Source organism: Peptoniphilus sp. (assembly GCF_034090345.1).
In the GTDB taxonomy this organism is placed as follows: Bacteria; Bacillota; Clostridia; order Tissierellales; family Peptoniphilaceae; genus Peptoniphilus.
Genome location: NZ_JAXDSS010000044.1, coordinates 1 through 11,233, shown reverse-complemented (window position 1 = coordinate 11,233; position 11,233 = coordinate 1). Strand labels below are relative to the sequence as shown.

The window sequence follows — 11,233 nt, the reverse complement described above, 5'->3', positions numbered from 1 at the left end:
GCTGTTACTATTTGTCCACTTTCTGCTTTTTCTTCAAATTGCTTTAGGAATTCTTTTTCTTCTTCAAAGCAGAGATTTCTATGATTGCCTTGTCTTTTTTTATTTTTTAATGCGTTTACAGAATCTTCTCTGTATGCTTTTGACCATGCGAATACTGTAGATTTTCCAACATCTAATTTTTCAGATATGGATGTTGCAGAGTAGAATCATCTATTCTGCAACATCACCTTTTTTATTGCGAAATGCTATTTCTTTTTTATCTTTTTTGATTTTTTATTTTGTATATCACTTATCAACTTATCTCTTTTACTATTTCCGAACAAAGTTGCCAAAGCCATTGCGCCTAAATATAACTTTATAAAACCTGATATAGGTATTGGTAAAGTTACTACTAAACCAAAAAATACAACTGTCAAAAATATAAAATATCTATTGTTGAAAATAATTTGTAATTTATACACTAGAATTGATAAACCACCAATTATTATACCTTTAACAAGTGGTATTAAAAATATCAAAAATGTAACAAAACCATTTTCACTCTTATATTTCACTGTTATCCAGCCAAGAAAAAAATTCAATATTAAAATAGCAGCTAATCCAATAAAATAAGCTAAAAAAACTGTATATCTATTTTCTTTCATTGTACTCTACTCTTTAAAATTTCATTAACTACTCCCGGATTAGCTTTACCTTTAGATTTCTTCATAACTTGTCCAACTAAGAAACCAAAAGCTCTGTCCTTACCATTTTTTATATCTTCTATGGATTGAGGATTTTCCCTCAATACCTCATCAACCCATGCTTCTATTTGTGAGTCATCAGAAACTTGGATAAGACCCTTTTCTTCAATTATTTCCATAGGTTTTTTTGAAGTCTCAAACATCTCTCTAAGAACTTTTTTACCGGCGTTGTTGTTAATTTTACCTGATTTTATTACAGTTAATAGCTCTATAAATTCTTCTTTTTCAAACGGCAAACTAAATCCATTTTCTAAATCATCTACACGCCTTAAAACCTCTGTCATTATCCAGTTACTAACCATATTATAATCATCAAAATTCTTAGCTACATCATCAAAATAATTTGAAAGTTGCTTAGTTGAAGTTAGAATCTTGGCATCATATTCAGAAAGACCATATTCATTCATAAATCTCTCCTTCTTAGCTTCTGGCAGCTCAGGAAGTTCTTTTCTAACTTGTTCTATATATTCATCATCTATAACTACAGAAACCAAGTCACCTTCCGGGGCGAATCTATAATCAGCTGCAGTATATTTAACTCTCATCAATACTGTTTCATTGTTTACATCATCCCAACGTCTAGTCGTCTTTGGCTCATCCTCTCCGCTTTCAAGGATTTTAATATGTCTTTGCACTTCATAATCTATAGCTTTTTCAACAGCTCTAAATGAATTTAAGTTCTTAACCTCTGTAACAGCTGTTTTCTTGCCAGTTTCTTCATCTTTGATGTTGACATTTACATCGCATCTCAAAGAACCCTCTTCCATTTTTACATCAGACACACCTATATATTTTAGAGTATTTTTTAACTTTTCTAAAAACTCTCTTCCTTCTCTTCCTGAATTCATATCAGGTTTTGAAACAATTTCAATAAGTGGAACCCCGCACCTATTATAGTCAAGTAATGTTTCATCATCTGAATGTAAAGACTTCCCAGTATCTTCTTCCATTTGAATTTGAAAAATTCCTACTTTTTTCAGTCCTTCGTCACCATCTATTTCTAAATACCCTTCTGTACAAAGAGGCATATAATTTTGAGTTATTTGGAATCCTTTAGTCAAATCAGGATAGAAATAATTTTTTCTGTCGAACTTTGAATTGTGGCTGATTGTACAATTTAATGCCAAACCTGACATTACAGTGTATTTGACAACTTGTTCGTTAAGAACTGGAGTTGCCCCTGGAAGAGCTAAGCAAACTGGACAAACTCTTGAATTAGGTTCGCCACCAAAAGCATTTTCACAACTACAAAAAGCTTTTGTCTTAGTAGAAAGTTCAACATGGATTTCAAGCCCAACAATTGTTTTATAGCCCATTATTTCACACTCCTTTCAAAGCCAACTCCAGCTTTAATACATTTACTATCTTTAAATCTACTTGCTGTAAACATTATTCCTGTAGGGAAACCCGAATTCTTAAATGGCACACATATAGAAGGACAGCCTGACATATTCGCAGGAATAGTAAATAAATCAGCTTGATACATTTCAACCGGTGTCATATCTGAATTCAATTCAAAAGGCAGTACAGGAGAAGTTGGACTTAATATCAAATCAAAATTCTTAAATATATCTTCATATTCATTTTTTATCATTGTTCTTACTTTCAATGCTTTGTAATAATATTCATTTGCTAAGTCTAAACTCAATATATGAGTTCCCACCATAATTCTCTTTTTAACTTCCTCTCCAAAACCTTCAGCTCTACTCTTTTTAAACATTTCCTCGTAAGAAGAATATTCACTGTTCGTTCTATGTCCATATCTTAGAGAATCAAATCTTGCTAAATTAGAAGCTATTTCTCCATTTACCAATATGTGATAAGTTTGTATAGTGTAGTCAAGAGATTTTAATGAAACTTCTTCAACTTTAGCTCCTTCTCTTTTTAAAATTTCTATGGTTTCTCTGTAATTACTCATAACAGTAGAGTTTAAATCCATAGCTAAATATTCTTTAGGAACTGCTATTTTCATTTCTTTTAAATAGTTTGAATTTTCATAGTCTATTTCATCAAAAATAGAATCATTTTTTATCGAAGTTGCATCTCTTAAGTCTCTTCCTGCAATAGATTTCATCAACAGATGAGCATCTTCTACATCTCTTCCCATTGTACCAACAGTATCAAATGTATTTGCCATGCTTGACACACCATATCTTGATACAGTTCCATACGTAGGTTTAAACCCTACAATCCCGCAGAAACCTGCAGGTTGTCTTGTTGAGCCTCCAGTATCAGTTCCTATTGCTATAGCTGCCTCATGGCTTGCTACAGCTGCTGCAGAGCCTCCACTTGACCCTCCTGGAACAAGATTTGTGTCTAATGGGTTTTTTGTATTTCCAAAATATGATGTTCTTGTAGTCGCTCCCATTGCAAATTCATCCATATTTACTTTTCCAAGAATAACGCCATCACATTCTAATATATTTTCAGATACATTTGAATTATAAGGAGATATAAAATTTTCTAACATCTTAGAAGCACAAGTCATTCTCACATCTTTTACGGCAACATTGTCCTTTATTGCCGTTGGAATTCCCGCAAGTAGACCTAAGTACTCTCTATTTTCATATTTTTTATCTACCTTACTTGCACTCTCAAGTGCTAATTCTTCTGTTACAGTTATATAAGCATTGATTTCTTCATCTTTTTCTTTTATATTTTTCAAATAAGCTTCAGTGACTTCTCTACAACTGAAATCTCTATTTTCATATCCTTTTATAAGTTCATGACCTTTTAATTTTGTTAAATCCATTTTGCCTCCTACTCTACAAACTTAATTATCTTAAAATATCCGTATTTTTCTTCAGCTGTATTTTTGGTAGCTTCTTCAACTTTCAAACTATTTTTAATTTCATCTGGTCTTAGATTATTAATTGTGTCATTTACATGAAAAGTCATCTCTAAATCATCTAAACTTAAATTTTTAATCTCATTTACTAATGCAAAAGTTTCATTAAAATTATCTTGGAATCCCTTTAACTCCTCTTCACTAAACTCTATCATAGCTATATCCGCTATATGTTTAATTTCCTCAATATTCATAACTTCCTCCTAACATTTCAATTAATTCTTGTTCATCTATAACTTTTATATTCAAATCTATCGCTTTTTGATATTTTGAACCGGCATCTTCTCCAGCTATTACATAAGCTGTATTTTTACTGACTGCTGATACTATTTTAGCACCCTTTGATTCTAAAATAGACTCTAAATCTTTTCTTGGAATTGATAATTTACCGGTTATTACAACTTTTTTATCTGTAAATTTTGAATCTTCTTGAACAACCTCTTCATAAGTAGGCTCTATCCCAAGTTCTAATAATTCATCTATTGAGTATGAAATTTTATCATCATTTAAAAATTCAACTATATCCTTAGCTGTAATCGGTCCTACATCTTCAATTTGCACTAACTCATCATATTTTGCAAATCTAAAATTTTCGAAACTTTTATAATTCTTAGCCAAATCTGTAGCACTTTTTATACCAACATTTCTTATTCCAAGTGCATATATAAAATTATTCAAGTTCACATGTTTCGATAATTCTATAGCTTGCAATAAATTATTTACTTTTTTGTCTTTAAACCCTCTTAACTCTAATAAATCCTCTTTTTTCAATCTATATAAGTCAGGAACTTCTCTTATGTTTAGTTCACTTAATAACTGCATTATAGTTTTTTCGCTCAAGCCCTCTATATTCATGGCATCTCTTGATGCAAAATGAGTTAGTCTTGAAACCAATTGCGGTACACAACTCATTGTATTTGGACAAAATATGTGCACTCCATCTTGATAAAGTTCACTTCCACAATAAGGACAATTTACAGGTTTTTCAATTTTTTTAGTTGGTTCATCTGTAGGCACAGAACCAAGTATTTCAGGTATAACATCATTAGAACGCCTTATAATTACATTGCCGCCTATTTCCACATTTTTTCTTAAAATGTCATCATAATTGTTCAGTGTTGCTCTTTGAATTGTAACCCCACCTATCTCTACAGGTTCAAGAACCGCTGAAGGAGTTACCTTTGCAGTTCTGCCAACATTCCAAATCACATCTAATAGTTTTGTAATTACTTCCTCTGCTTCAAATTTATAAGCTATTGCCCATCTTGGAAATTTGTTTGTATACCCTAACGCATCTCTCAATCTATAATTATTTACCTTTACAGTAACACCGTCAATCAATATATCTAAGGTATTTCTAATTTCAGATATTTTACTTATCACTTCTATAACTTCATCAATCTTCTTGCAATGGTAGTAGTGAGAGTCAACTTTAAATCTATTTTCTCTCAAAAATTCTTTCATAGCAAGGTCAGATTCAAAATCTTTTCCCTCTATATATCCTATGTTATAAAAATTAGCAGTTAAATTTCTCTGAGCTGTAACTTTTGGATCTAAATTTCTAAGTGCACCTGCCGCTGCGTTTCTAGCATTTTTTAATTTTTCTTCATGAGTCTTATTATATCTTTCAAGTTCATGAAGTGGCATCAAGCCTTCTCCCTGAACTTCCATAGTACCTTTAAAATCAATTGTTAAAGGAATAGAGTAGATAGTCTTTATCTGTTCTAAAATTTTTTCTCCAACACTTCCATTTCCTCTTGTTGAGGCAGTAAAAAGATTGCCATCTTTATATGTTAAGTTTATAGTTAGCCCATCAAATTTTAATTCCACAACATAATCTAGTTCTATTCCAAGTAGCTGAGACGTTCTGGAATTTCTCTCATGCCATGAAACTAATTGTTCTATACTCTGAGCCTTATCCATTGAATAAAGTTGTCTGATATGCTCATGTTTTTCAAACTTATCTAGTACTTCTCCACCAATTCTGTTTGTTGGAGAATCGGCTAAAATTATTCCAGTAGAACTTTCTAACTCTCTTAACTCATTGTATAATTTATCATACTCTTTATCAGATATAGATGGATTATCCATAGTATAATATCTATAATTATGTTCATTTAATAACTTAACTAATTCTTTTATTCTATCCATTATTCCACCAATGTCAGCGGTGCCATTGAAAGCATAAGTTTTTTAAGCCCTTTGCCATCAAAAGAAACCACTATTTCATAATCGTTGCCCTTTTCTGTCTTAGATACTATCATACCTGTTTTCCACTTTTTATGGAACACTTTATCCCCTACTGAAAGTTCCAATACAGCTTTATCAACTTGCTTCTTCTCTTCTTTTTTAGGTTTATACTGTGTGAAATCTTTTACTTCTACTAAATGTGTTCTAGATTTATATTCTACTTCCGGTTTGATCTTTTCCAAATCTTCTCCCATTTCATTAATAAATCTCGACTCTAAACTTGGTGTAGTTCTACCATACATAGTTCTTGTTTCAGCTGAACTTATATAAAGCTCTTCTTCCGCTCTTGTCACAGCAACATAGCAAAGCCTTCTCTCTTCTTCAACATCCTCATCTTCTTCAATAGACCTGGATGATGGGAATAACTTTTCTTCAAGTCCCACTAAAAATACAACTTTAAATTCCAAACCTTTTGATGAGTGTATGGTCATAAGATTTACGCCTTTGTCATCACTTGATTTATCTACATCTGATAACAGTGAAACTCCTGCCAAGAAATCTTCTAATGTCACTGTTTCATCTCTTCTTTCACTGTCAACAGCTGTTGACAAAAGTTCTCTTATATTTTCTATTCTTGTTCTGGCTTCTACAGTATTTTCTGCCTCTAATTCTCTTACATAACCTGATTCGTAAATAACTCTCTCTATAAATTCAGATAGTCCTAAATCATCAATATGATTTCTAAGCAACTCTATCAAATCTCTAAATTCTTTAAGTTTCTTTTGAGCTCTTAGTTGTAATTCATCCATGCACTCTTTGCTTGATATAACCTCATATAAACTCATTCCTCTTGGAGCCGCATATTCAGAAATTTTAGCCGTTGTACTATCTCCTATCCCTCTCTTTGGAACATTTATTATTCTCAATAGAGCTACATCGTCACTTGTATTTTGTATAAGTTTTAAATAAGCCATTATATCTTTGACTTCTTTTCTATCATAAAACTTAAGTCCACCTATCATTTTATAAGGTATGGCTTCTCTTACTAAAGCTTCTTCAAATCCTCTTGATTGAGCATTAGTTCTATATAAAATGGCCATATCAGAATAATTATAGCCCTTATAATTTAACTGTTGAATTCTTTGAACTACACCATGTTCTTCTTCTGAAGAGTGTCTAAATTGCCTATACTTTACTTTTTCTCCAGCACCCTTAGAACTCCATAAACTTTTATCTCTTCTATTTGGATTATATCTTATAACATTATTTGCAATGTTTAATATATTTGTTGTGGACCTGTAATTTTGCTCAAGTAAAATTACTTTTGCATCTTTAAAATCTCTTTCAAAATTCAAAATATTAGATATATCAGCACCTCTCCACGCATAAATGGATTGGTCATTATCCCCAACAACTGTCAAGTTTGGATTTTCTCCACTTATAAGTCTGATAAATCTATACTGCATATTGTTAGTGTCTTGATACTCATCTACAAATATATACTTAAATTTTAAATTATAAAATTTTCTAATATCTTCATTCTCTTCTAACAATTCAACTGTCTTTATTATTAAATCGTCAAAATCAAGAGCATTATTGCTTTTAAGTTTGGATTGGTATAGTGAGTATATCTCACCAACATTTCTTGCATAAAAATCTACATATTGTTCTTTTATATATGAATCAGGGTCTATATCTTCATTTTTTAAATGAGAAATAGTAGCTAATATTCCTCTACTCTTATAAACGTCCTTACTTAAATTAAGCTCTTTTATACAGTCTGAAACAAGAGTATTTTGATCACCTGAATCATATATTGTAAAATTAGATGTATATCCTATTCTCTCAATATTTTTCCTTAAAATTCTCATACAAATAGAGTGGAAAGTACCTATCCACATTAAACTTGCCTCTTCATCAATAAGTTTATTCACTCTTTCTAACATTTCCTTAGCCGCTTTGTTTGTAAATGTTATTGCCAAAATAGAACTTGGGAATATATTTTTTTCTTCTATCAAGTAAGCTATCTTATTTGTAACTACTTTTGTCTTTCCAGAACCGGCTCCGGCCAATATTAAAACAGCTCCATCAGTTTGATAAAGCGCTTCACTTTGCCTATCATTTAAATCTTTATAATTCATGTTATTCCCCTATAATTTCTCTAACAATTTGTGACGCCATAACCATACCACACACCGATGGTACAAAGGACATCGAACCAGGTGTTGAACTCTTTTCCAAAGTGTATATAGGCTTTACTGGCAGCTCTGTAGAGAAAACACATTTAAGTTTTTTTACACCAGCTTCTTTCAACTTTTTCCTCATAACCTTCGCCAAAGGGTCATTATAAGTTTTTGATATATCAGATATCATAAATTTTGTCGGATCTAACCTATTTCCTGCCCCCATTGAAGAAATAAGCTTTACTTTTTTATCTTCACAAGTTTTTGCAAGAAGAACTTTTGAGCTAACAGAGTCTATAGCATCTGCAATATATGTATAACTTTCTAAATCAAATTCATCTATAGTCTTTTCATTTAGATCTTTAAAAAAAGAATTACATATCAAATCAGAATTAATACTTAAAAGTCTCTTCTTAGTCTCTTCAACCTTTGAATTCCCAACAGTATCTAAAGTAGCCATAACTTGTCTATTTAAGTTGGTTATATCAAATACATCTCTATCAACTATATCAACTTGTCCTATTCCAGCTCTTGTAAGACTTTCGACTAAGCTTCCGCCTACTCCTCCTACTCCAAAAACTAAAATCTTTGAATTTTTTAATTTCTCTATATTTTCTTTTCCAATTATTATCTCTGAACGTTGTAAAAAATTCATAACCTATAAAGGTGAAGGCCCAACCTTCACCTCTTTATATTCACCTCTACAATATATCCCTTTTCAATTCTGGCATCAAAAGTTATGATGTCTCCTACACTAAAATTATTTAACGTTTTAATCTCAACATCGCTCCCAGAAACTATTTCAGCATTATTTGATACCAAAATATTAATACTCAATTTATTTGTATTATTTTCTGTCGTTTTTCCAGTAACTCTGCCAACAAACTTAGCATTGTATTGTTCATGTTCTAAATGAGAATGTACTTTAATCTCTTTAACAATACCGTCAATTTGTTTCAAAGTTACTCTTGCACCATTTAATTTACTTATATTTTCAAAATTATATCCTTCTAAACCATTTACACTTGTTGAAGAAAAAACAATGTACTCTTTGGATGCTATTTTAATTATATTTTTACTAATATCTACAAAATCTATAACTCCTGAAACTTCTTCTAATGCATTTGGATTAGTCTCATCTTTTTTATTTGTCAACGTGTCATCTATTAAATCATCTGTTTTAACATCATTTTTTTCTAAGAATTTTAAAGACTTTGCTGCAATAGACACGACTTCTGCTCTTCTTATATAATTTGTCCCATTAAATTTCCCTTCACTACCAGTTTCGGAAAATATCCCATTTTTAACTAATTCTGATAAATAACCTAATGTTACTTCAGGTACATTTTGTAAATCAGAATGTTTTAAAATTTGAGTATTTCCTGTTCCGGAAAATCCAAATGCTCTTCCAAAATAAACTGTAACAGAATTTCTATTGGGATAAGTTGGATTCTCATCTCTTAAAAAACCTCTCTTTTCAGCTTCTTCTACAGTTTTTTCTGTTATTGTATTATTATTTAAAGCATACGCTACTGAATCATAAGCCCAATGAGGTACATTATATCTTTTAATTATTTCTAAATAATTAGTCCTTGCTTCTTCTAATTCCGAAACAGATGGATGCTTAATATTTTTTATAACTTGTATAATTTCCAAAAAAGAAACTGGATTATTCGGTCTAAAATCTCCTTCTGGATACCCTCCAAATATACCCCTATCAGATAGCATATTTAGTTCTGAATAAATCCATTTAAATTGACCGTCTTGTTTTACATCTTTGAAAGACTTTGCATAAACCGAACCACTAAATAATGTAACAGCGCCCAATAATATAGCTGTAAATTTCATCTTTTTCAATTCCATACCTCCATAATACTTCTTATTATAACATAAGTTTTTATCACATTAACAACCGTTTTATCCAATAATTAAAAAATCCAAGGTTACCCTTGGATTACATAAATATTAAATTAAAAACTATAATACCCTTGTTGCATTTACATATCTGTCATTATAATAATCTTCACTTAAATTCGAAGTTATTACCTTCCCTTGACTAGTTGAAGCATGAATGAAATATCCATTTCCCTTATATATACCGACATGAGAAACACCGCTTCCACTAGTGTTAAAAAATACTAAATCTCCAGGTTGTAATTCATTTCTGGATACTTGCTTTCCATATTTAGATTGTTCCCTAGATGTTCTTGGAAGATTTAATCCCAATTCATTTTTGTAAACTGCATAAACTAATCCTGAACAATCATATCCACTTGAACCAGTTGAACCATATATGTATGGAGCCCCTAATTTATTTGAAGCTGAATATATAACCGATTGAGCTGTCGAACTAGCAACTTCAGCTGAATATGAAGCAGCTGCTGATGCAGTAGCTACACTAGCTGTACTCTTAGTAACAGTCATCTTTATCTCATTTCCACCAAAGGTTTTAGCCTTAGCAATTGCTTCTTCCTTATTAACTGATTTAACACTAGAAGAAATAAATTCAAGTGCTTCCACAGCTACATTTCCTGTTATTCCATCTGCTGTGGTGACATTAAATGTTCCATCATTTTTAGAATTTAAAGTAACAATTTCCCCTAAAAATAAATTCCTCAAAATTTGATTTTCATCATTTTTAATTGCTACTGATTGTATGACTTTATATGTTGATGTTGTAACTTCTGTTACAGCAATTTTTGACATCGGTATTGTTACTTTAGCTGCACCTTTTGCAACTACATAACCTCTGGCAGAAGTTTCTATAATTTCTGCTTTTTCACCAGTTTCAAAATAAACTTGATTTCCGCTATAAGTAGTTTGTACGTGGTCGCTTATAAAAATTCCGGTATCCTTTAGCCCTAATATGGAAACAACTGCTAGAGCTGCAACTCCTAGAGGCACCCTCTTACTTATATTAAACAATAAAAACACTCCTTATACTTTATAGACTTCTTATCTTTTTTAAAGTATAACAAAGTGGTAACAAAAAAGCAATAAAAGATTACAAAAAAGTTAAAAAAGGTTTAATATTTTGTAATCTTTTATTTAAAATAAAAAAGAGTAAGTTTATAAGCTGCGTTCTGTCTAGTCCAATCATCTATCTAGATTATTTGTCACCAAATAATTCAAGCGACCTACCTACCGGCAGATGCGAGCAACATCTGTTTTATCCTATTTTGGTCTTGCTCCGAATGGGGTTTACATAGCATTTTCATCACTGAAAACCTGGTGAGCTCTTACCTCGCCTTTCCACCCTTACCCTTTTA

General features: G+C 31.3%; 10 protein-coding genes and 1 other RNA gene. All 11 read right to left on the bottom strand.

Going from position 1 to position 11,233, the window contains the following annotated elements:
- Positions 1–188, bottom strand: a 188-nt coding sequence (locus SOR77_RS10225; protein ID WP_414153384.1) for a helix-turn-helix domain-containing protein, incomplete at its 3' end; no start/stop codon positions are given.
- Positions 189–245: 57 nt separating this feature from the next.
- On the bottom strand, positions 246–644 hold the full coding sequence (locus SOR77_RS03290; protein ID WP_320635764.1) for a hypothetical protein: 399 nt from the start codon (positions 642–644) through the stop codon (positions 246–248).
- Positions 641–2,059, bottom strand: a complete 1,419-nt coding sequence (gene gatB, locus SOR77_RS03285; RefSeq protein WP_320635763.1) for an Asp-tRNA(Asn)/Glu-tRNA(Gln) amidotransferase subunit GatB — start codon at positions 2,057–2,059, stop codon at positions 641–643. Before gatB ends, SOR77_RS03290 begins: the two co-directional genes overlap by 4 nt.
- Complete coding sequence (gene gatA / locus SOR77_RS03280) at positions 2,059–3,495, bottom strand: Asp-tRNA(Asn)/Glu-tRNA(Gln) amidotransferase subunit GatA (RefSeq protein ID WP_320635762.1); 1,437 nt, start codon at positions 3,493–3,495, stop codon at positions 2,059–2,061. Before gatA ends, gatB begins: the two co-directional genes overlap by 1 nt.
- A gap of 8 nt (positions 3,496–3,503) precedes the next feature.
- Positions 3,504–3,785, bottom strand: a complete 282-nt coding sequence (gatC, locus tag SOR77_RS03275; protein ID WP_320635761.1) for an Asp-tRNA(Asn)/Glu-tRNA(Gln) amidotransferase subunit GatC — start codon at positions 3,783–3,785, stop codon at positions 3,504–3,506.
- Positions 3,775–5,742: an NAD-dependent DNA ligase LigA gene (gene ligA / locus SOR77_RS03270; protein ID WP_320635760.1), complete on the bottom strand. Its 1,968-nt coding sequence runs from the start codon at positions 5,740–5,742 to the stop codon at positions 3,775–3,777. The genes gatC and ligA overlap by 11 nt, the downstream gene beginning before the upstream one ends.
- Positions 5,742–7,922, bottom strand: coding sequence for an ATP-dependent helicase (locus tag SOR77_RS03265; protein WP_320635759.1), 2,181 nt, complete (start codon positions 7,920–7,922; stop codon positions 5,742–5,744). Before SOR77_RS03265 ends, ligA begins: the two co-directional genes overlap by 1 nt.
- A 1-nt stretch (position 7,923) precedes the next feature.
- On the bottom strand, positions 7,924–8,619 hold the full coding sequence (locus SOR77_RS03260; protein WP_320635758.1) for a tRNA threonylcarbamoyladenosine dehydratase: 696 nt from the start codon (positions 8,617–8,619) through the stop codon (positions 7,924–7,926).
- Between the two features lie 26 nt (positions 8,620–8,645).
- Complete coding sequence (locus SOR77_RS03255) at positions 8,646–9,812, bottom strand: S-layer homology domain-containing protein (RefSeq protein ID WP_320635765.1); 1,167 nt, start codon at positions 9,810–9,812, stop codon at positions 8,646–8,648.
- Positions 9,813–9,941: 129 nt separating this feature from the next.
- Positions 9,942–10,889, bottom strand: coding sequence for a C40 family peptidase (locus tag SOR77_RS03250; protein ID WP_414153383.1), 948 nt, complete (start codon positions 10,887–10,889; stop codon positions 9,942–9,944).
- Positions 10,890–11,020: 131 nt separating this feature from the next.
- Positions 11,021–11,233: RNase P RNA component class A (gene rnpB / locus SOR77_RS03245), an RNA gene on the bottom strand; the annotation flags it as partial.

What these genes read in the sequence shown, in the direction of transcription:
- SOR77_RS03255 (WP_320635765.1), bottom strand. Translation starts at nt 9,812, where the DNA reads ATGAAATTTACAGCTATATTATTGGGCGCTGTTACATTATTTAGTGGT.
- ligA (WP_320635760.1), bottom strand. Translation starts at nt 5,742, where the DNA reads ATGGATAGAATAAAAGAATTAGTTAAGTTATTAAATGAACATAATTAT.
- SOR77_RS03260 (WP_320635758.1), bottom strand. Translation starts at nt 8,619, where the DNA reads ATGAATTTTTTACAACGTTCAGAGATAATAATTGGAAAAGAAAATATA.
- gatB (WP_320635763.1), bottom strand. Translation starts at nt 2,059, where the DNA reads ATGGGCTATAAAACAATTGTTGGGCTTGAAATCCATGTTGAACTTTCT.
- SOR77_RS03265 (WP_320635759.1), bottom strand. Translation starts at nt 7,922, where the DNA reads ATGAATTATAAAGATTTAAATGATAGGCAAAGTGAAGCGCTTTATCAA.
- SOR77_RS03290 (WP_320635764.1), bottom strand. Translation starts at nt 644, where the DNA reads ATGAAAGAAAATAGATATACAGTTTTTTTAGCTTATTTTATTGGATTA.
- gatA (WP_320635762.1), bottom strand. Translation starts at nt 3,495, where the DNA reads ATGGATTTAACAAAATTAAAAGGTCATGAACTTATAAAAGGATATGAA.
- gatC (WP_320635761.1), bottom strand. Translation starts at nt 3,785, where the DNA reads ATGAATATTGAGGAAATTAAACATATAGCGGATATAGCTATGATAGAG.